This window comes from Sphingomonas sp. TF3 (genome assembly GCF_003985085.1).
GTDB lineage: Bacteria > Pseudomonadota > Alphaproteobacteria > Sphingomonadales > Sphingomonadaceae > Sphingomonas.
This window is the reverse complement of sequence record NZ_RWKS01000011.1, coordinates 47,178-65,938: the sequence shown is the minus strand read 5'-3', so window position 1 is coordinate 65,938 and position 18,761 is coordinate 47,178. Positions and strand designations below refer to the sequence as shown.

Sequence of the window (18,761 nt, the reverse complement as noted above, 5' to 3'; positions counted from 1 at the left end):
TAAAAACGATACACTTGAACCCCGCAGCATTCCGCTTCATTTAGGGGCATCCCCGGCTGGAGTGACGACATGGCGACCGCTGCCGATAGCGAAACGACCCCCCTGGTGCTGACCCCACCTGACCCGGTGCCCGCGCTCGCGCCCGAAAAGGCGGTGGGTCTCGTCCCGGTCGAAGACGGCGTGCGCACCAAGCTGCAAGCCAAGGTCGCCGATTTCGTCGACGATCTCGTCGCGCAGGATGTGAACTCTCCCGAATTCGGCAAGCGCGTCGATGCCATCTCGGCGATGGGCCAGAAGGAAATCCGCGCCGCCGCCGATCAGTCGAACCGCTTTCTTGATCGCCCGGTCAAGGCGATGGACGGCGAGACCGGGATCGGTGCCGACCTTACCGAACTGCGCCGTACGATCGAAAAGCTCGATCCGTCGGTCAACGGCAAGCTCATTTCGGGCCGCGGCCTGCTGAGCAAGGTCTTTGGCGGCGGTATCAACACCTATTTCGACAAATATCGTTCCTCGCAATCGCACATTTCGGCGATCCTCAAGACGCTCGCGCGCGGCAAGGACGAGCTGTTGATGGACAATGCCGCGATCGACACCGAGCGCGCCAATCTGTGGACTGCAATGGGGCGGCTCGAACAGATGATCGTGCTGTCCAAGGAAATGGATGCGCGGCTGGAAGAGAAAGCCAACGATCTCGACCATAGCGACCCGGCCAAGGCCAAGGCGATCCGCGAAAGCGCGCTCTTCTATGTCCGCCAGCGCACGCAGGACCTGCTGACGCAAATGGCGGTGACGGTGCAGGGCTATCTTGCGCTCGATCTGGTCAAGAAGAACAATGTCGAGCTGGTGAAGGGGGTCGATCGCGCCTCCACCACCACCGTTTCCGCCTTGCGCACGGCGGTCACGGTGGCGCAGGCGCTCGCCAACCAGAAACTGGTGCTCGACCAGATCACCGCGCTCAACACGACAACCGCGAACATCATCGATGCGACGGGCAAGCTGCTGAAGTCGCAGACCGCGACCATCCACGAACAGGCCGCCGCCTCGACCATCCCGGTCGAAACGCTGCAGCGCGCCTTCCAGAACATCTATGACACGATGGACGCGATCGACAGCTTCAAGCTGAAAGCGCTCGATTCGATGAAGGCGACGGTCGGCACGCTGTCCAACGAAGTCGAAAAGTCGAAGGGCTATATCGCCCGCGCCGAGGGTGCCGCGCAGAACCGCCTGTCCGGCCCCGACGCCAGCTTCAAGCTGGAAGCGGAGTAACCCCCGTGACCGATGTCGATCGCCAGATCGCACGCGCCGGCGAATTGCTCGAGCGCACCCGCGCCGGTCGCGAGGCGCTGGTCAAGCGGCGGCGGCAAGGCACCGCCATCGCCCGACGCCTCACGCTGGCGGCAAGCGCCGACCTCGCGATCGTCGTCGCGGCGATCGCGATCGGCTGGTTCGTGCCGCTCGGCATGGGTGGCGCGCTGCTGGTCGGCGCGTTGCTGGTGGCGGTGACGCTGTTCCTGTTGTTCGCAACGCTGACCCCTGCGGTGCGCGCCGAGCAACTGACGCAAGTCCCGCTGAAAGCGCTGCCGCTGATGACCGAGCAATGGCTCGATACCCAGCGCAAGCTGCTGCCCGCGCCGGCGCAGACATTGGTCGACGGCATCGGCGTGCGGCTGGAAACGCTGTCGCCACAACTCGCCACGCTCGACGAACGCGAACCCGTCGCCGCCGAAGTGCGCAAGCTGATCGGCGAGCAATTGCCCGAACTGCTCAAAGGCTATGCCAAGGTCCCCCCGCCCCTGCGCGGCGTCGCGCGGAACGGCAAGAGCCCCGATGCGCAACTGGCGGACGCGCTGAAGCTCATCGACGACGAGATCGGCGATATGTCGGCCCAGATCGCGCAGGGGGACCTCGACTCGCTCGAAACGCGTGGCCGGTTTCTGGAGATCAAGTATCGGGATGAGGTTTAGCGCACAACGGCCCTTGGTCGGATCGTCTCCCCATCCGTTCGTTTCGAGCGGGTTAAGACAAGGTCATCCTGCTTTAGCCCGGGAAGGCGTGGATTGCTGAAGGACGACCCCGCGCGGTCGGACAAACGCCGTCTTTGCTATGGTTGCCCCTTCTTGCCTGCTCAGACCGATAGCGTCCGCGCGCGTTCGCTCAGGCGTTCGACCGCCGCCGCATGGATGCCGGGCGCGGTCGCCAGCACGCCGAACGCTTGCGCGCGCGGCGTGTTGAAGGCAAGCGGCGCGCCAAAGGCATCGGTAACCGTTGCCCCCGCTTCCGCCGCGATCAGCGCGGCGGCGGCGACGTCCCATTCATAGCCCCAGCGCAGTGTCGCCACGAGATCGGCCTCATCCGCTGCCACCATCGCGATGCGCAACGCGATCGAATTGGGCTTCGCCACCGCGACCAGATCGCGGTCGGCCTTGGGCAGGCCATCGCTTGGCACGCGCGATCCGCTGAACACGCGCCGGTCGCCGACATGGATCGCAGCGCCATTGCGCGTCGCCCCGTGCCCCAAGACCGCCTGCCACACGTCATTGCGGGCAGGCGCATCCAAAATGCCGATCGTCACCCGGCCGTGCTCGACCAGCGCCACCGACACCGCCCAGCCGTCCCGCCCACGAATAAAGTCCCGAGTGCCATCGATCGGATCGACCACCCACACCCGCCCGCAGGCGAGACGGTCGGCATTGTCGGCGGTTTCCTCGGACAGCCATCCGGCGTCGGGCAACAACGCGGACAACCGCGCGTGGAGCAATGCGTTGACGTCGAGATCGACCTGGCTGACCGGGTCGTTCGGCCCCTTCTCCCAGCGGTGAAAATCGGTGCGCCAATGCCGCAGCGCCAGCGCCCCCGCCTCCTCGGCGATCGCTGCCACTGCGTCGGCCAGGCCCGCATCAGCCACTCGCCACCGTCATCCCCTCGATCCTGAGCGTCGGCACATTGGTACCATAGCGGAATTCCAGGTCGTTCGCGGGCGTCAGGTTAAGGAACATATCCTTCAAATTGCCGGCAATGGTGAACTCGGCAACCGGCCCGGTAATCTCCCCCCGCTCGATCCGGAATCCCGCTGCCCCTCGGCTGTAATCACCGGTAACGCCGTTAACGCCCATGCCGATCAGCTCGGTGACGAACACGCCGTCGGTGATGTCGGCGATCAAGGTTTCCGGCGGGACATGTCCCGCCGCCATATGCAAATTGCTGGTCGAAACCCCGGGCGCGCCGCTCACGCCGCGCGCGGCATGGCCGGTCGGCTCGAGCCCCAATTGCCGCGCAGATGCGCTGTCGAGCAGCCAGCGTTCAAGCATCCCCGCCTCAATGATCGCGGTCGGCGACACCGGCAGCCCCTCGCCATCGAACGGGCGCGAGCGCAGGCCATGCGGGCGGTGCGGATCGTCGAGCACGGTCACGCCGCTCGCAAACACCTGCGTGCCGAGCGCCTCCAGCAGGAAGCTGGTCTTGCGCGTAATCGCCTGCCCCGAAATCGCCCCGGTCAGATGCCCGAGCAGGCTGGAGCCCACACGCGGATCGAACACCACCGTCATCGGCCCGCTGGCAAGCCGTCCGGGATTGACGCGGGCGACCGCGCGCTCGCCCGCGCGCGTGCCGATCACCTCGGGCGCTTCCAGCGCGCGCAAGTGGCGCGCCGAGCTATAGGCATAGTCGCGCACCATCGCCCCGCCCTCGCCCGCCAGTACGCTGGCCGACAGGCCATAACCGGTCGCGGCATAAGCGGCGGCAAAGCCGTGGCTGGTGGCGAGCGCCCAGATCGAGCGCGAGGCGCTGGCAGAGCCGCCCTCGCTATTGGTGACGCCCGCCACTGCCCGCGCGGCATCTTCTGCGGCCAGCGCCGCATCGCGCAGCCCCTCGGGGCTGGGCTCGCTGCCACCCTGCGCCAAATCGTCGATATCGAGCAACGGGGGGGTGCCGTGCATCAGCCGCTCGGCCGGGGCGAGACCGGCCCAGGCATCCTCGGGTGCCTCGCGCGCCATCGCGATCGCGCGGTCGACCACAGCGGCAAGGGCACCGTCCGACAGATCGGAGGTGGACACGCTCGCCGAACGCTTGCCGACGAACACGCGCAGGCCAAGCTCGGCGCTTTCCGACCGCCCGACATCCTCCAGCGCGCCCAGCCGCACCGAAATGTCGAGCGCGGTGTCGGCGGCATACACCGCATCGGCGGCATCGGCCCCGGCAGCGCGCGCGCGGGAGACGATAGCGGCGGCGCGATCGCGCCCTTGGTCTGGGGTCAACATGAGCGAAGACTTAGGAGCGGCGGCATCACCGCGCAACCGCACGCAGTGTCGTTCAATAAGGCCAGGGTGTGCCCACCACCACACAGGCCAGGAACATCAGCAGCCCGGCAAAGCGGTTGGAGCGGAAGCGGCGCAGCGCGCCCGCGCCGTTATCGGGCGACAAGGTTGCGACTTGCCAAAGGAAATGCCCCGCCACCGGCAGCAGCGCGACCAGCGCCAACCAATCGGGCCGCAACAGCCAGATCGCCCCCGCCCACAGCGCCAGCGCCGCCAGATAGAACAACCCGACGCCCAAGCGCACCCGCGCGCCCATCCGCAACGCCGAGGACCGCACGCCGATCAGCGCGTCATCCTCACGGTCCTGCAGCGCATAGATCGTGTCATAGCCGACCACCCAGCAAATCGACCCGGCATAAAGCAGCAGGCCGGTCGCGGTGAGCGCGCCCATGATGTCGCTCCACCCGACCAGTGCCGCCCAGGAAAAGACGAGGCCCAACCACACTTGCGGCCACCAGGTAATGCGCTTCATGAAGGGATAGGCAGCGACCGGGGCAAGGCTCAGCAGCGCGACCACGCCCGCATACAGGGTGAGTTGCAGCAGCACGAGCAGGCCAAGCAGGCACAACACCAGCAGCCAAACCCACGCCGCCTTCAGCGACACCGCCCCGCTCGCCAGCGGACGGCTGCGCGTGCGCGCCACTTGCCGGTCGAGATCGCGGTCGACAATGTCGTTATACACGCACCCCGCGCCGCGCATGGCGATGCTGCCGAGCAACAGCCACAGGATCAAATCCCAGCGCGATACTGCCCCGCCTGCCAGCGCCACACCCCACGCCCCCGGCCAGAACAACAGCCACCACCCGATCGGCCGATCGAATCGCGCCAGCAGCGCAAACGGGCGCACCGCAGCGGGCAGCAAGCCGACAAGGCCGCGATGTTCGGTATCCGGGGTAAGATCGGCAGCAGTCATGCGCGCTCCATGCACCAGCCAGCGGCCGCGCAACAGCCCCGGCGCGCATCGCCTCGACTTCGCCACGCTCTGCGCCGATAGCGGTGCCAAGACCCGAATAAGGGCGCGGTTTTCCAAAGGCGGGCAGCGTGATCCATCTCTCCGTCGCGATCGGGCGGTTCTTCGAGGCGTTGCTGTGGGCGGTGGCGCGCGGCGTCGGCGTGATGGCGGGATGGGCGATGCTGGCGGTGGTGGGGCTCGCCCTGTTCGCCGTGGCGCTGCGGGCGCTGTGGCAGGGACGCAAGTGAACGCCGCCGATTTGCCAGGCCCCACGCCCCTGCTCTAAGGCGCAGCCATGCCCGCCACCCCCGCCTGGCCCCCGCAATCGACCCCGCGGCTGTTCGTCGAGACACCGCTCGGCCTCGGCCCGCTACGCGTCGATGGCCCGCAAGCACACTATCTGGTCAGCGTGATGCGGATGAAGGCGGGCGATCCGGTCAAGCTGTTCGACGGCACATCGGGCGAGTGGCTCGGCGTCGCCGCCAGTGTCGGCAAGCGCGACCTCATGCTCGACGTCACCCAAAAGCTGCGCGAGGCCGAGACGGTGCCCGATCTGTGGCTGTGCGCCGCCCCGATCAAGAAAGGCCGGATCGACTGGGTCGCCGAGAAAGCGTGCGAGCTTGGCGTCGCGCGCCTCATACCGGTGCTGACCCGCCGCACGATCGTCGACCGATTGAATGGCGAGCGGCTTCGCGCGCATATGATCGAGGCGGCCGAACAATGCGGTCGCACGGCGGTGCCCGAGCTGACCGAGCCAGTGAAGCTGTCCGCCCTGCTGCGCGACTGGCCCGCAGACCGCGCGCTGTTCTTCGCCGACGAAACTGGCGGTGCGCCCGCTTTGGCAGCAATGCGCGCGGCAAGTGGTGCGGCAGCGATCCTGATCGGTCCTGAAGGCGGCTTCGACGATGACGAACGCGCCGCGATCCGAGCCGTGCCAAGTGCTGTCGCCATCGGCCTGGGCCCGCGCATTCTGCGCGCGGACACGGCAGCGGCGGCGGCGGTCGCGCTGTGGATGGCCGCGCGCGGCGATTGGTGAGGCGCATCGGTAGCTAAACGAAACGCGCTGGCGGGCGGCCTCAGGCGGCGCTAAGGCGCGATCATGACCACGCGCCCCGAAACCAAAAAGAGCTCTCCCGTGATCGAATCGCGCGACCAGCTCGTCGCCAGCTTCGCGCGGGGCGAGAAGGCTCCCGATCGCTGGCGGATTGGCACCGAGCATGAGAAGTTCGTCTATGCCGATAGCGATCATCACGCGCCGAGCTACACCGAAAAGGGCGGCATTCGGGATTTGCTGGACGCGTTGACCGCATTCGGTTGGGAACCCGTGCTGGAAGGCGGCAACGTCATCGCGCTGAACGGCACCGACGGATCGATCAGCCTCGAACCGGCCGGCCAGTTCGAACTGTCGGGTGCCCCGCTCGAAAATCTGCACCAGACCTGCGCCGAGACCGGGCGGCATCTGCAGCAGATCAAGACGATCGGCGACAAATTCGGCATCGGTTTCCTCGGCCTCGGCATGTGGCCCGACAAGACCCGCGCCGAGCTGCCGATCATGCCCAAGGGCCGCTATGCGATCATGCTGCGCCACATGCCGCGCGTCGGCAGCATGGGCCTCGACATGATGCTGCGCACCTGCACGATCCAGGTGAACCTCGATTACAGTTCCGAAGCCGACATGGTGCAGAAGTTCCGCGTCGGGTTGGCGCTGCAACCGCTCGCCACCGCCTTGTTCGCCAATTCGCCCTTCACCGAGGGCAAACCCAACGGGATGCTGTCGTACCGCAGCCACATCTGGTCCGACACCGATCCCGCGCGCACCGGCATGTTGCCGTTCGTGTTCGAGGACGGTTTTGGATATGATCGCTACACCGAATACGCGCTCGATGTGCCGATGTACTTCGTCTATCGCGACGGTCGCTATCTCGATGCTGCGGGCCTGTCCTTCCGCGATTTCCTGAAGGGCGAATTGTCGGTCCTGCCCGGCGAGAAGCCGACGCTCGACGATTGGAATGACCACCTCTCCACCGCCTTCCCCGAGGTGCGGCTGAAGACCTTCCTCGAAATGCGCGGGGCCGATGGCGGGCCATGGGGGCGGATCTGCGCGCTGCCGGCTTTGTGGGTCGGACTGCTCTACGATCAGGGCGCGCTCGATGCGGCGTGGGATGTGGTCAAGCATTGGACGATCGAGGAACGCCAGGCGCTGCGCGATGCCGTGCCCAAGCTCGGCCTCGATGCGCCGATCGCAGGCGGGCGCACCTTGCGCGCGATTGCGGGCGAGGTGATCGACATCGCCAGCGCGGGCCTCACCGCACGGGGCCGCACCGATTCGAGCGGCAGCAACGAAACCGGCTTCCTCGATCCGCTGCGCGAGATCGTCCGCAGCGGCAAGGTGCCCGCCGAACTGCTGCTGGAGAAATATCACGGCGTCTGGAATGGCGACGTGTCGAAAGTGTATGACGAGCTGCGGTTCTAGCCGCGCTTTGCTTCGCTCCCCGCCTGCGCGGCGTGGGCGAGGGACTCCACAAACTTCGCGTTCAAGCGGCCAAGGTCGGCCAAGTCATCCTCACTCCAAGCGGCAAGCGCGCGCGCCAGCAAGCGCTGCCGCGCGGCCGCAACCGAGCGCGCCAGACCCTCGCCCGCAGGCGAGAGCGTAACCATCCGGATTCGCCTGTCGCTTTCTCCAGCACCTTTCGCGACCAGGCCCAGTTGCGCGAGCTTGGCAAGCTGGCGGCTGACCGTCGTCGAGTCCCGCCCGACCTGATCGGCCAGCGCCGCCACGCTCAGCGTGCCGCGCGTGGCGATCGCCACCAGCAGCGGCACCAGCGCGCGGTCGATCTCCACATCCGCCTCTTTCAGCAACAGGTCCACGCGCTGCGGGCTGCCGAAAAAGCCCAGCAGATCAACGAGCGCGCGAGCGACGGTATCGATACTACCTGTATTATACACTCTTTACCCCAAGCCTACAAAGTGGCATAAAGACTGTATGATACACACATCTCCCACGCTCGTCATCGCCGGCAGCGTAAGACCGCGCCGGATCTCCCCGCACATTGCGCAATGGGTCGCGACGCTGGGCCGCGCGCAAAGCGATGACGCCTACGAAGTCGTCGATCTGCGCGACTGGCCGTTGCCGATGGATGATGAGGCGGAAATGCCGCAGCGCGCCAGTTACGCCTCGGCATTGACCCTCGAATGGAGCCGGAAGATCGCAAGCGCGGCGGCGTTTGTCTTCGTCACACCGCAATATAATTGGGGTTATCCGGCCGCGCTGAAAAACGCGATCGACCACCTCTATCGCGAATGGGCCGACAAGCCGGTGATGATCGTGTCCTATGGCGGGCATGGCGGCGGCAAGGCGGCCGCGCAATTGCAGGAGGTGTGCGAAGGGATCGGGTTACGGCCGATCGCTACGCGGCCAGCGCTGCGGCTGTCACGGATGCAGATCGAGGCCAATTCGGGCGAAATCGATCCTGCCGAGGCGTTCGCCGCACATATTGAGGAAGTGCGCGCGGCGCTGACCGAACTGTCCCAATCGCGCAATGCGACCGACCAGCCGACGAGCGCATAAAGAGGGCCGACCGCCGGTCGTGGCACGTCACGGAATGGTCGTAAGCAACGATGATTCTTTCTTTCAAAACGTCATATCGAAGTGGTATGATCGTCTGGGTCTCTAAAGATTCAACCACTGGGGGGGAATGAACATGGTCGATCATCCGGAACGGATTACCGAGCACTTTGAAGCAGCCTGGAACGCGCATGACATGGTCGCGTTTGGCGCGCTCTTCCATCCGGATGCCACTTTTGTGAACCGCTACGCCATGTATTGGCGCGGGATCGACGAAATCGTCGGCGGGCACCGCTTCATCCATGAGACGATCTACAGCGACTCGGTGTTACGGGTTGATCCAGCCGATATCGATTGGGTCGGCGAGGAAGCGGCAATCCTGCATTTCTGGACTCGGCTCACCGCGGGTGCCGCACATCCCGCTGGCCCCCATGTCGCCGACACGCTGATCCTCGCGATCGCCACGCGCCGCGATGGCGATTGGCGCGTCCAGGCGGCCGAAAATGTCACGCTCGCCGATCCGACGACCGGCAAGGACATTTTGCGGGCGAGCTGACGCCCCGGAATTTTTATCATTTTTGAATGCCTTAGCGCGGTTTTCCGGCGGGAAAGCTCGTGCCTTTTTCTCATCCAAAAATACCACTTCACAAAAGTGCCTCATAAGTGTCATCATTCTGTAACCGAATGACTCGGTGAGAGGATGAACCCCATGACCAAAATGATCGCTTTGAGCTTGCTTGTCCTGGCGCCGCTGTCGGCACCGGCAGTGGCGAACCCGACGGCAGCAACGCCGTCAGCCAGTGCGGCCGCGCAGAATGCGGACGCCATTACGACGCTGGAAACGCGGGTTCGGCTCAACCCGGATGATGGCGGACGCCATATCGAACTGGCCGCTGCGTATTTGCGAAGCGGGCGCACGGCCGAGGCACTGGTCGCCTTCCGTCGCGCCCGCGCGCTTGACAATGAAATGCTGGAGACGCCGACGGGCGACGCGATCTGGTCGCATCAGATTGCCGACCGCGTGCTTGCCCGCGCCGCCGCGCGCCCGGTCCAGCTCTCTTCCCGCTGATAGCCTGAACACTGCGGACCCTCGGGGCATCCTCGGATGCCCCGAAACCGCGCGGCGCTAGACCCGGACCGTGCGCTTGCCGCCAACCCAGGCGAAGAAACGCGGCACCAGCCCGTTGCGCTCGATCCATTCCGAATAATCGCGATACGTCGGGTCCATCCCGAGATGCCGCTCCTCGGTCTTGGCACGCCAATAATAGACTCCGCTGACCACCCCCAGCAGGATCGTCGCCCGCACCGCGTCGAGCCAGGAGCCCGTCGTCAGCACGGGCACGGTCGAAATCCACCAGAACAAATTCTTCGACAGATAGGCCGGGTGGCGCGAAAACGCATAAGGCCCGTGCGTCAAAATGCCGCGATGCGTCAGGTTGGAAAAGCGAAAACCAAACGCGACCGTCGCCCAGGCATAAATTGCCGTCAAACCGACCAGCACCGTACCGATCGCGACCAGCACCACCGGATGTCCGGCGAACCAGACCGACCAGCCATCGGAGCCATAGGTGCCGGGATGATAATCGAGCGGCCCGTTTTCGGCCATCAGCGTGAAGGGAGCGTAACAAATCAGCGCCGCCATCCACGCCGCCGCAAACGGGTTTGCACTGCGAATGTGCGAATCGAGTGGACGGAAGGTGAGGATATAGCCGGCCGTCGCGAACGCGCAGTCGATCACGAACATGAAGCCGATCAACCAATTGGCCAGCGCCACCGGATTGTGCAGCACCTCCGCGACATTCCCGTGGATGAACCCGGCGAACCCCGGCGGCACCACCGCCAGCATGAACGCCAGAAAAAAGGCCTTCACGCCCCAACTGCGCAAATGGTTATACAGCGCCTCACGGTCGATCGGCTCGTCGAGCCCCATCAGCCACGCGCCGAGCGCCCAAGCGCCATCCTTGGGCGCGACCAGGCGACGATCGATCCACAGCACATAGGGGATCGAACCGACCAGCAGCAGCGGTGCGGCGACGCCGAAACACGCCATCGCAAAGGGAAAGCCGCCCCATTGGTTGCTCCAGTAAAAGCGCCCGGTGCCATAGATCAGCGCGATGCCCGCCCAGGTCGCCCACAACCCCGCGAGCTTGGTCAGCGACACATCGAGCGTTTCACGCCACGGCTTCGGGGTGCTCCAGTCAATGCCGGTCGAGGCGCGACGGTGGACCTTGTCGACCAATACCGCCCACAGCACCATCGGCAGCGCGCAGGCCGCGATATTGACGAGCGCCGCATAGGGCCCGTCCATGCCATAATAACGCGCGATCGCGACCCACAGGAACAGGCCGCCGAGACCCGCCAACCCGCAGCCAGTGCTGACCGCCGAGACCGGGCGGGGATCGGCCGCCTTGGCGGCCCGCGCGAGGGCAGTGTCATGAAACATCGCAGGCGGCGTAGCGCAGGAAGGGTTAGCGATGCGTAAAGGACAATCCCGGCAACTGGCGGCAGTCCGCTATCGCCCCACCCCGGCACGGCATTGCATCAACGGTTGAATGCGCGTGCCAAATGCCTCCACGCCTTCGACGAAATCGTCGAAGGTCAGCAGCACGCCGCCGGTATTGGGCACCGCTGCCATTTCGTCGAGCATCCGCGCGACATTGGCATAGGAGCCGACCAGCGTGCCCATATTGATGTTGACCGCCCCTTCCGGTGCCGCAAGCTGGCGGACGTTGGTGTCCTTATTGTGGGTGTCCTTCGCGCCCTGGTCGGCCAGCCAGGCGATCGCCTCGAGATCGGCACCGTCATTATAGGACTGCCACTTCGCCATCGCCGCTTCATCGGTTTCGGCGGCAATGATCATGACAAGCACGAAGATCGACACGTCGCGCCCAGTCTTTGCGGTGGCCGCCGCCAGCCGCGCATTGTTCGACGCGAACGCCGTCGGCGTGTTCACCCCCTTGCCCAGGCAGAAGGCATAATCCGCCCATTTCGCCGAGAAAGCGAGCCCGTCATCGGAGGAGCCCGCGCAGATGATCTTCATGTCGCCGCTCGGCACCGGGCGGACGCGACAATCGTCCATTTGATAATAATCGCCCTTGAAGTCGCTCTCGCCGGTTTCCCACAATTCGCGCAGGATATGGGCATATTCATCGAGCATCGTGTAGCGATTGCGGAAATGCTCGTCGCCGGGCCACAGCCCCATCTGGGTATATTCGGGCGGCTGCCAGCCGGTGATGAGGTTGAGCCCGAACCGCCCATGACTGATCGAATCGATCGTGTTGCACATCCGCGCGGCGAAGGCGGGCGGGATGATGAGCGTCGGGCAGGTCGCGAAGATCTTGATCTTCTCGGTCACCGCCGCCAGCCCCGCCATCAGCGTGAAGCTTTCCAGGCCATATTCCCAGAATTCGGTCTTGCCCCCGAAACCGCGCAGCTTGATCATCGACAGCAGGAAATCGAGCCCATGCTTTTCCGCAGACTGCGCGATCGTCTTGTTGAGATCGAACGACGGCAGGTATTGCGGAGCGTTTTCGGAAATCAACCAGCCATTGTTGTTGATGGGGACGAAGACGCCGACTTGCATGGTGTTACCCTTCCGCGATTTCGCCCGCCAGCCAGGCGAGCACGAAGCTGTTGAACGCATCCGGATCGACCACGTTGACCGCATGGCCGCCACGTTCCGCCCGGCAGAAACCCGCGATCGGCAAACCGTTGGCAAGCGCGACCCCGGCATTGGACGGCACCAGCATGTCGTCATCCGAACACACGACCAACACTGGCCGGTGGATCTCACGCAGGCGATCGGCGATGTCGAAGGTGGCCAGCGCGGCGATGCGTTTTTCCATCGTGGCGACGCCCGGAAACTGCGCCAGTTGCGCGGGCAGTTCCGCCTCCAGCGCCGCGTGATGCGCCGAAATCCAGTTGGCCGGATACAGGAAGATCGGCTGCGCCCGCAGATACGCCTCCACACCGCTATCGCGCAGCAATGCAAGCCGCGCGTCGAAACAGCGCAGGAAATGCGGATCGGGGGACGCCCAGCCATTGACCACGACGAGCTTGTCGATCCGCTCCGGTGCCAACAGCGCCAGCGCCAGCGCCGCCACACCGCCCGCGGCATGGCCGACGATCGTCGCGCGCGCCACGCCGAGCGTGTCGAGCAGCGTTAGCATGTCCGCGGCAAAGTCCTCGACCGACACCGTTTCGGGCAAAGCGCGATCGCTGCGGCCAGTCCCGCGATGGTCATAGGCGATGACGTGATAGCGCTCGGCAAGCGCCGCGATATTGGGTGCCCAATAGCTCGCCGAACCGCCAAGGCCCGACGACAGGAGGAGCAGCGGCGCAGCGGCGCTGCCGTGGGTCTCGTAATACAGGCCTGCGGCGTGCGGCATGATTCAGCCTTGCATCGACAGCGATGGCGTGCCGAGCATCTCAACCAAGATGCGCGACCGAGGCGATTTCCACCAGGCAGTCCGGCTTCACCAGATCGGCGCGGATGCAGTAGCGCGCAGGCTTTGCGCCCGGAAAATATTCGGCATACACGCCATTGAAGGCCGCATAATCGGCCAGGTCTTTCAGGAAGATGTGGTTCATCGCGACATCTTCCAGCGTCGCGCCCGCCGCTTCCAGCGTCACCTTGATAACGTCCAGCACATGCCGCGTCTGTGCGGCGGCATCGCCGACATGCAGCACCGCCCCGCCCTCGCCAAGCGCCAGCACGCCCGAGACATAGACGGTGTTCCCCGCCTTGGCCCCGGCCGAATACGGCGCGATCGGGGTCGGGAATTGCGGGGGATTGATCGCTTCGAAGGGCATGAACCTACTCCTTGGGCGACTGGCCGAACGACCCGCAGAAATCTGCGGCCGTACTGACCCAGCCGAAGAATTTCTCGACATTGTAGACGCTGGCCGCCTGCATTTCGGGCGGGCCGAGATGATGCGTGGCATCCTCCAGCATCACCCCGAAATATTCGAGATGGAAGCCATCGCGCAACGTGCTCTCGACGCAGACGTTGCTGGCAATCCCGACGAACACGATGTTGCGAATGCCGCGCGAGCGCAGCGTCGAATCCAGCTGCGAATTGAAGAACGCCGAATAGCGCGTCTTATGGACGCGAAGGTCGCCCGGTTGCGGGGTCAGCGCATCGACGATCTCATAATCCCACCCACCGCGCGCCAGCAAGGTGCCCGCCAGTTCGGGGCGCTGGCGCATCGTCTTCAGCGCGTTCGATTTGTGCCAGTTGGGCGAACCCGGCCCGCCCGCCTCGCGATACTCGGGGTCCCAGCCATTTTGCAGGAACACCACCTGCACGCCCGCAGCCCGCGCCGTATCGAGCACCGTTGCGATCTTGCCGATCGTCCCCGCCGCGCCCGAAATGTCGAAACCCGCCAAATCGACATAGCCGCCCTTGCTGGCATAGGCGTTCTGCATGTCGATCACCACGACGGCGGTATGCTCGGGCGCGAGCCGCAACGCCTCGGGCCGGGCCGGGAGCGTCACCGCCGTGTCGCCATCCCCGCCGGGGCAGATCACGGTCTGATCGTCGGCCACGCAACACTCCCTCGCGAAAGCGTCCGATCCTGTCGTGGATGTCGCACAAGTGCAAGGGCCGCATCTTGCGCACCGGCCTTACCCACGCTAACCGGAGCCATCGCCGCAGCAGCGCGCGCAGCCGGCGAGCGGGTATAGTACAATGGTAGTACAGCAGCCTTCCAAGCTGAATACACGGGTTCGATTCCCGTTACCCGCTCCAGCCCGTGTCCCGGCACAGGCATGACCGCAATCTCCTTTCCCCAGGCGCAGGACGCGATCGTCGCGGTCGGGCGCTGGCTTGATGGCAAAGGCTGGGCTCCCGCGACATCGGGCAATTATTCGGCGCGGCTGGACGACGGCAGCTTCGCCGTCACCGTATCCGGTCGCCACAAGGGACGCCTGACGCGTGACGATGTGATGCGCGTGGATGCCGAAGGCGTGTCGCTCGACGGAAAGAAACCCTCCGCCGAAACCGCGCTGCACCTGACGCTATACCGTCTGTTTCCCGCATGCGGCGCAATACTGCACAGCCACTCGGCCACCGCAGTAGGCCTCAGCCGCGCGACGCCAGGCGATGGATATACCCTTACCGGCCACGAAATGCTGAAGGCCCTGCCCGGCATCGTGACGCATGAGACATCGGCGGTGCTGCCGATCGTCGACAACAGCCAGGACATGGCCGTGCTCGACGCGGCAATCACCCCTCGCCTGCTGGCACCGGGTGCAATCCCGGCCTATCTCATCCGCAGCCACGGTTTGTATGGCTGGGGCCAGGACATGGCCGAGGCCGAGCGCGTGATCGAGGCGGTGGAATGGATGATCGCCGCCGAACTGGCCGAAAGGAGCTTTCGATGAGCCGCCTGCAAGTCTTTGCCGAGGATGATGCCGCGACGCCGCTGCTCGACACCACCGACGCTGCTGAGATCGAGGCGACACTGCAGCAGGCGGGAGTCCGCTTCGAACGCTGGCCGCTCAAGCCCGTCACAACCGACAGCGATGTGCTCACGGTCTATGCGGACGAAGTGGCGCGGCTGACGGCAGAGGGCGGCTATCAGTCGATCGATGTCGCGCGGATCGCGCCCGATCATCCCGACCGCGCGACGCTGCGCGAAAAATTCCTGTCCGAACACACGCATGGCGAGGATGAAGTGCGCTTCTTCATCGACGGCGAAGGGCTGTTCACGCTCCACCATGACGGGCGCGTGTTCAACATGCTGTGCTGCGCGGGGGATTTGATCTCGGTGCCAGCCGGGATGCGGCATTGGTTCGATATGGGGGCAGCCCCGCGCTTTACCGCGATCCGGCTGTTCGTGAACCCCGATGGCTGGGTCGCCGCCTTTACCGGCAGCGACATTGCCGAGCGCTTCCCGCGCCTGGAACCCGCAACCGCGTGAAGGCGATCCTCACCGATATCGAGGGCACCACGTCAAGCATCGCCTTCGTCGCGGAGGTGTTGTTTCCGTATGCCCGTACACGCCTGGCCGACTATATTGCGGCGCACCCGGCGGAAACCGCGCCGATCCTGGCCGAAGTCGCCGCCAGCGAACCCGGCGACGCGGTCGCCACGCTGCTGCGCTGGATCGATGAAGATCGAAAGGCGACCCCGCTCAAGGCGCTGCAAGGCATGATCTGGGCCGATGGCTATGCCTCCGGCGCTTTTACCGGGCATATCTATCCCGATGCGGCCGCAGGCTTGCATCGCTGGCACGCGGCGGGGATCAAGCTCTACGTCTTTTCGTCCGGCTCAGTGCCCGCGCAGAAACTGCTTTTCGGACATAGTGAGGCAGGTGATCTGACCCCGCTCTTTTCGGGCTATTTCGACACCACCACCGGGCCGAAGCGTGAGGCCTCCTCCTATGCCAGGATCGCCGCGGCGATCGGGATGTCGCCGGGCGAGGTGCTGTTCCTGTCGGACACGCCCGAGGAAATCGCAGCAGCACGCGGTGCGGGGATGAACGCGCGACTGATCGATCGCTCGGGCGACGGCGGGGATATCATCACCTTCGACGATCTCTTTTAAGGACCCGCGATGATCCTCCAAGGCACGCATCAACGCTCGATCACGCGCACCGCCGATGGTGCCGGCGCGCGCATTCTTGACCAGCGCGAACTGCCGTGGACCGTGAAATGGGTCGAACTCCGCTCAGCGCGCGATGCCGAGCGGGCAATCCGGGAGATGTGGACGCGCGGCGCGCCACTGATCGGTGCGACCGCAGCCTATGGGCTGGCGATGGCACTGGCGGAGGACGGATCGGACGGCGCGCTTGATGCGGCCTACACGCTGCTGCTCGACTCGCGCCCGACCGCGGTCAATCTGAAATGGGCGCTCGATCAGGTGATGGAGGCCGTACGCCCGCTCCCCGCCACCGACCGTGCCCAAGCCGCGTTCGCGCGCGCCGATGCCATTTGCGACGAGGATGTCGCGCTGAACCAGGCGATCGGCGAACACGGCCTCGCGCTGTTCCGCACGCTTCATGCGAAGCAGCCGGATCGTCCGCTCAACATCCTGACGCATTGCAACGCAGGGTGGCTGGCGACGGTCGATTACGGCACCGCTACCGCGCCGATCTATCTGGCGCATGACGCCGGTATTCCAGTGCATGTCTGGGTCGACGAAACCCGCCCACGCAACCAGGGCGCGTTGCTCACCGCGTTCGAACTGGCCGGGCACGGCGTGCCGCACACCGTTATCGCCGACAATGCCGGTGGCCATTTGATGATGACGGGCCAGGTCGATGCCGTCATCGTCGGCACCGACCGCGTGACCGCCAATGGCGATGTCTGCAACAAGATCGGCACCTATCTGAAGGCGCTCGCCGCAAAGGACACGGGCGTGCCCTTCTATGTCGCTTTGCCTTACACCACCTTCGACGCAAGCACCGCGACGGGGGCGGACATTCCGATCGAGGAGCGCTCGGGCGACGAAGTGACCCATGTCGCAGGGGAAGGCGGGCGCATCCGCGTCACCGCCTCCAGCACCGCGAACCCGGCCTTCGACGTGACGCCCGCGCGGCTGGTGACGGGCTACCTGACCGAGCGGGGGCTACTGAAAACGATTTGACGCGAGCGCATCACGGTCGCCGCGCCATCCGTTCCAGCGCAGCATCCAGCGTCGCGTCCTGCTTGGCGAAGCACAGTCGCACGACGCTCCGTACCGCGTCCTCGGCATAAAAGGCAGACACCGGGATCGTCGCCACCCCCGCCTCCTCCAGCAGCCAGCGCGCGAACAGGACATCGTCCATGTCGACGCCCGAGGCGATCAGGTCGATATTGAGGAAATAGGTCGCCGCACTCGGCAGCACGCTATAACCGAGTCCGGTCAACCCCGCCGCCAGACGATCGCGCGAACGCTGATAGCCCGCGCGCATGTCCTCGAAATACCCGATATCCTTGCCCAGCCCGAACGCCGCCGCCGCCTGCAAATTGGGGGGCGTGGTGAAGGTCAGGAACTGATGCGCCTTGGCCAGCACCGAGGAGATCGCGGGCGCGGCGCACATCCAGCCGACCTTCCACCCCGTCAGCGAGAAGATCTTGCCCGCCGAACCGATCTTGACCGTGCGAGCCCGCATCCCGGGCTGCGCCATCAGCGAGCGGTGGTGCCGCCCGTCGAACACGACATGCTCCCACACTTCATCGCAGATCGCGATCGCATCATGGCTCACACAGAAATCGGCGAGCAACGCGAGTTCATCGGGCGCGATCATCGTACCCGTCGGGTTGAGCGGCGAATTGAGCAGCACCAACCGCGTCCGGTCGCTGGCCACCGCCGCCAACGCATCGGCGGTGATGCGCCATTCAGGCGGCTCGAGCCGAACCAGCTTCGCCACGCCCCCGGCGCGCTGCACCAGCGGCAGATAGGCGTCGTAGAGCGGCTGGAACATCACCACTTCGTCGCCCGGCGACACCAAAGCGAAGATCGCCGCTGCCAGCGCCTCGGTCGCACCAGACGTAACGATTACCTCGCTCGGATCGAGATCGAGCCCCTGATGCACGCGGTAATGGTCCGCCACCGCCTGCCGCAGCGCGGGCGTGCCTGCCATCGGCGGATATTGGTTCGACTCCTCGATCAGCGCGCGCGCCGCTTCGGCGAGCACATCCTCGGGGCCGCGCCCGTCGGGGAAACCCTGGCCAAGATTGATCGCGCCGGTCGCCCGAGCACGCGCCGACATCGCTTCGAAAATGGTGGTGCCGAGCGCGGTGTAAACCGAGTTCATCGCTTGCTTCCTTCCGGCAAGAAGGTTGGTGGACAGGGCTGGATTCGAACCAGCGTACGCTTGCACGGGCAGATTTACAGTCTGCTGCCTTTAACCACTCGGCCACCTGTCCCCAGGCGCGCATCCTTTGGGAAAGGATGGTCGCTTCAAAAAAAGCGAGGCGTGCCAATGCCGACCACATGCG

General features: G+C 65.2%; 22 protein-coding genes and 2 tRNA genes. 13 read left to right on the top strand and 11 right to left on the bottom strand.

The window, feature by feature from the left end:
• Nucleotides 1–69: 69 nt before the first annotated feature.
• Nucleotides 70–1,269, top strand: a complete 1,200-nt coding sequence (locus tag EJC47_RS11640) for a toxic anion resistance protein (RefSeq protein ID WP_126847826.1) — start codon at nt 70–72, stop codon at nt 1,267–1,269.
• Between the two features lie 5 nt (nt 1,270–1,274).
• Entirely contained in the window at nt 1,275–1,967 is a 693-nt protein-coding gene (locus EJC47_RS11635; protein ID WP_126847824.1) for a hypothetical protein, read from the top strand.
• A gap of 161 nt (nt 1,968–2,128) precedes the next feature.
• Here EJC47_RS11635 and EJC47_RS11630 read toward each other — a convergent pair whose 3' ends face one another.
• From EJC47_RS11630 to ubiA, 3 genes are read right to left on the bottom strand one after another with little or no spacing between them, the layout of a single operon-like run.
• Nucleotides 2,129–2,908, bottom strand: a complete 780-nt coding sequence (locus EJC47_RS11630; RefSeq protein ID WP_033965589.1) for a 3'(2'),5'-bisphosphate nucleotidase CysQ — start codon at nt 2,906–2,908, stop codon at nt 2,129–2,131.
• Complete coding sequence (locus tag EJC47_RS11625) at nt 2,901–4,259, bottom strand: TldD/PmbA family protein (RefSeq protein WP_126847822.1); 1,359 nt, start codon at nt 4,257–4,259, stop codon at nt 2,901–2,903. Before EJC47_RS11625 ends, EJC47_RS11630 begins: the two co-directional genes overlap by 8 nt.
• Before the next feature lie 52 nt (nt 4,260–4,311).
• A complete protein-coding gene (gene ubiA / locus EJC47_RS11620; protein ID WP_126847820.1) occupies nt 4,312–5,229 on the bottom strand; it encodes a 4-hydroxybenzoate octaprenyltransferase in 918 nt (305 codons plus the stop codon).
• A 128-nt stretch (nt 5,230–5,357) separates the two neighbouring features.
• On the opposite strand from ubiA, the gene EJC47_RS21030 reads away from it, so the two are divergent.
• The 3 genes from EJC47_RS21030 to EJC47_RS11610 all read left to right on the top strand — a co-directional run bounded on the left by EJC47_RS21030 (nt 5,358) and on the right by EJC47_RS11610 (nt 7,741).
• Nucleotides 5,358–5,516, top strand: coding sequence for a hypothetical protein (locus EJC47_RS21030; RefSeq protein ID WP_185867649.1), 159 nt, complete (start codon nt 5,358–5,360; stop codon nt 5,514–5,516).
• Nucleotides 5,517–5,563: 47 nt separating this feature from the next.
• Nucleotides 5,564–6,304 (top strand): 16S rRNA (uracil(1498)-N(3))-methyltransferase, encoded by a 741-nt coding sequence (locus EJC47_RS11615; RefSeq protein ID WP_126847817.1) that lies wholly within the window; start codon nt 5,564–5,566, stop codon nt 6,302–6,304.
• Between the two features lie 63 nt (nt 6,305–6,367).
• Nucleotides 6,368–7,741 carry a glutamate--cysteine ligase gene (locus EJC47_RS11610; protein ID WP_126847815.1) on the top strand — a complete coding sequence of 458 codons (1,374 nt, stop codon included), beginning with the start codon at nt 6,368–6,370 and terminating at the stop codon, nt 7,739–7,741.
• Here the strand turns inward: EJC47_RS11610 and EJC47_RS11605 are convergent.
• A complete protein-coding gene (locus EJC47_RS11605) occupies nt 7,738–8,214 on the bottom strand; it encodes a MarR family winged helix-turn-helix transcriptional regulator (RefSeq protein WP_126847813.1) in 477 nt (158 codons plus the stop codon). The two genes, EJC47_RS11610 and EJC47_RS11605, sit on opposite strands and share 4 nt — an antisense overlap.
• Nucleotides 8,215–8,251: 37 nt before the next feature.
• On the opposite strand from EJC47_RS11605, the gene EJC47_RS11600 reads away from it, so the two are divergent.
• From EJC47_RS11600 to EJC47_RS11590, 3 genes are all read left to right on the top strand, one after another.
• Entirely contained in the window at nt 8,252–8,836 is a 585-nt protein-coding gene (locus EJC47_RS11600; protein WP_126847811.1) for an NADPH-dependent FMN reductase, read from the top strand.
• Between the two features lie 133 nt (nt 8,837–8,969).
• Entirely contained in the window at nt 8,970–9,389 is a 420-nt protein-coding gene (locus EJC47_RS11595; RefSeq protein ID WP_126847809.1) for an SgcJ/EcaC family oxidoreductase, read from the top strand.
• A 153-nt stretch (nt 9,390–9,542) separates the two neighbouring features.
• Entirely contained in the window at nt 9,543–9,902 is a 360-nt protein-coding gene (locus tag EJC47_RS11590) for a BTAD domain-containing putative transcriptional regulator (protein ID WP_260591556.1), read from the top strand.
• 57 nt (nt 9,903–9,959) lie between these two features.
• On the opposite strand, the gene EJC47_RS11585 is transcribed toward EJC47_RS11590, so the two are convergent.
• The 5 genes from EJC47_RS11585 to rutB form a co-directional block, all read right to left on the bottom strand.
• Complete coding sequence (locus EJC47_RS11585) at nt 9,960–11,276, bottom strand: methyltransferase family protein (RefSeq protein ID WP_185867648.1); 1,317 nt, start codon at nt 11,274–11,276, stop codon at nt 9,960–9,962.
• A gap of 69 nt (nt 11,277–11,345) precedes the next feature.
• A complete protein-coding gene (gene rutA / locus EJC47_RS11580; RefSeq protein ID WP_033965596.1) occupies nt 11,346–12,416 on the bottom strand; it encodes a pyrimidine utilization protein A in 1,071 nt (356 codons plus the stop codon).
• Between the two features lie 4 nt (nt 12,417–12,420).
• A complete protein-coding gene (gene rutD, locus EJC47_RS11575; protein WP_126847807.1) occupies nt 12,421–13,221 on the bottom strand; it encodes a pyrimidine utilization protein D in 801 nt (266 codons plus the stop codon).
• Between the two features lie 40 nt (nt 13,222–13,261).
• Nucleotides 13,262–13,645 (bottom strand): pyrimidine utilization protein C, encoded by a 384-nt coding sequence (rutC, locus tag EJC47_RS11570; protein WP_033965598.1) that lies wholly within the window; start codon nt 13,643–13,645, stop codon nt 13,262–13,264.
• A gap of 4 nt (nt 13,646–13,649) precedes the next feature.
• Nucleotides 13,650–14,381 carry a pyrimidine utilization protein B gene (gene rutB / locus EJC47_RS11565; protein WP_126847805.1) on the bottom strand — a complete coding sequence of 244 codons (732 nt, stop codon included), beginning with the start codon at nt 14,379–14,381 and terminating at the stop codon, nt 13,650–13,652.
• A gap of 128 nt (nt 14,382–14,509) precedes the next feature.
• Here rutB and EJC47_RS11560 point away from each other — a divergent pair.
• The 5 genes from EJC47_RS11560 (at nt 14,510) to mtnA (ending at nt 17,424) form a co-directional block, all read left to right on the top strand.
• Nucleotides 14,510–14,583, top strand: a tRNA-Gly gene (locus EJC47_RS11560).
• Nucleotides 14,584–14,603: 20 nt separating this feature from the next.
• Nucleotides 14,604–15,218, top strand: a complete 615-nt coding sequence (locus tag EJC47_RS11555; RefSeq protein WP_126847802.1) for a methylthioribulose 1-phosphate dehydratase — start codon at nt 14,604–14,606, stop codon at nt 15,216–15,218.
• Nucleotides 15,215–15,757 (top strand): 1,2-dihydroxy-3-keto-5-methylthiopentene dioxygenase, encoded by a 543-nt coding sequence (locus tag EJC47_RS11550; protein WP_033965658.1) that lies wholly within the window; start codon nt 15,215–15,217, stop codon nt 15,755–15,757. Before EJC47_RS11555 ends, EJC47_RS11550 begins: the two co-directional genes overlap by 4 nt.
• Complete coding sequence (mtnC, locus tag EJC47_RS11545; protein ID WP_033965659.1) at nt 15,754–16,383, top strand: acireductone synthase; 630 nt, start codon at nt 15,754–15,756, stop codon at nt 16,381–16,383. The genes EJC47_RS11550 and mtnC overlap by 4 nt, the downstream gene beginning before the upstream one ends.
• Before the next feature lie 9 nt (nt 16,384–16,392).
• Complete coding sequence (gene mtnA, locus EJC47_RS11540) at nt 16,393–17,424, top strand: S-methyl-5-thioribose-1-phosphate isomerase (RefSeq protein ID WP_126847800.1); 1,032 nt, start codon at nt 16,393–16,395, stop codon at nt 17,422–17,424.
• Nucleotides 17,425–17,434: 10 nt separating this feature from the next.
• On the opposite strand, the gene EJC47_RS11535 is transcribed toward mtnA, so the two are convergent.
• A complete protein-coding gene (locus EJC47_RS11535; protein ID WP_126847798.1) occupies nt 17,435–18,577 on the bottom strand; it encodes an aminotransferase in 1,143 nt (380 codons plus the stop codon).
• Nucleotides 18,578–18,603: 26 nt separating this feature from the next.
• Nucleotides 18,604–18,689: transfer RNA gene (locus EJC47_RS11530), tRNA-Tyr, on the bottom strand.
• Nucleotides 18,690–18,761: the final 72 nt, after the last annotated feature.

Excerpts from the sequence above, each read along its gene's own strand:
- EJC47_RS11640 (WP_126847826.1), top strand. The coding sequence starts at position 70 with ATGGCGACCGCTGCCGATAGCGAAACGACCCCCCTGGTGCTGACCCCA.
- EJC47_RS11625 (WP_126847822.1), bottom strand. The coding sequence starts at position 4,259 with ATGTTGACCCCAGACCAAGGGCGCGATCGCGCCGCCGCTATCGTCTCC.
- ubiA (WP_126847820.1), bottom strand. The coding sequence starts at position 5,229 with ATGACTGCTGCCGATCTTACCCCGGATACCGAACATCGCGGCCTTGTC.
- EJC47_RS11615 (WP_126847817.1), top strand. The coding sequence starts at position 5,564 with ATGCCCGCCACCCCCGCCTGGCCCCCGCAATCGACCCCGCGGCTGTTC.
- EJC47_RS11610 (WP_126847815.1), top strand. The coding sequence starts at position 6,368 with ATGACCACGCGCCCCGAAACCAAAAAGAGCTCTCCCGTGATCGAATCG.
- EJC47_RS11600 (WP_126847811.1), top strand. The coding sequence starts at position 8,252 with ATGATACACACATCTCCCACGCTCGTCATCGCCGGCAGCGTAAGACCG.
- EJC47_RS11595 (WP_126847809.1), top strand. The coding sequence starts at position 8,970 with ATGGTCGATCATCCGGAACGGATTACCGAGCACTTTGAAGCAGCCTGG.
- EJC47_RS11590 (WP_260591556.1), top strand. The coding sequence starts at position 9,543 with ATGACCAAAATGATCGCTTTGAGCTTGCTTGTCCTGGCGCCGCTGTCG.
- EJC47_RS11585 (WP_185867648.1), bottom strand. The coding sequence starts at position 11,276 with ATGTTTCATGACACTGCCCTCGCGCGGGCCGCCAAGGCGGCCGATCCC.
- rutA (WP_033965596.1), bottom strand. The coding sequence starts at position 12,416 with ATGCAAGTCGGCGTCTTCGTCCCCATCAACAACAATGGCTGGTTGATT.
- rutD (WP_126847807.1), bottom strand. The coding sequence starts at position 13,221 with ATGCCGCACGCCGCAGGCCTGTATTACGAGACCCACGGCAGCGCCGCT.
- rutC (WP_033965598.1), bottom strand. The coding sequence starts at position 13,645 with ATGCCCTTCGAAGCGATCAATCCCCCGCAATTCCCGACCCCGATCGCG.
- EJC47_RS11555 (WP_126847802.1), top strand. The coding sequence starts at position 14,604 with ATGACCGCAATCTCCTTTCCCCAGGCGCAGGACGCGATCGTCGCGGTC.
- EJC47_RS11550 (WP_033965658.1), top strand. The coding sequence starts at position 15,215 with ATGAGCCGCCTGCAAGTCTTTGCCGAGGATGATGCCGCGACGCCGCTG.
- mtnA (WP_126847800.1), top strand. The coding sequence starts at position 16,393 with ATGATCCTCCAAGGCACGCATCAACGCTCGATCACGCGCACCGCCGAT.
- EJC47_RS11535 (WP_126847798.1), bottom strand. The coding sequence starts at position 18,577 with ATGAACTCGGTTTACACCGCGCTCGGCACCACCATTTTCGAAGCGATG.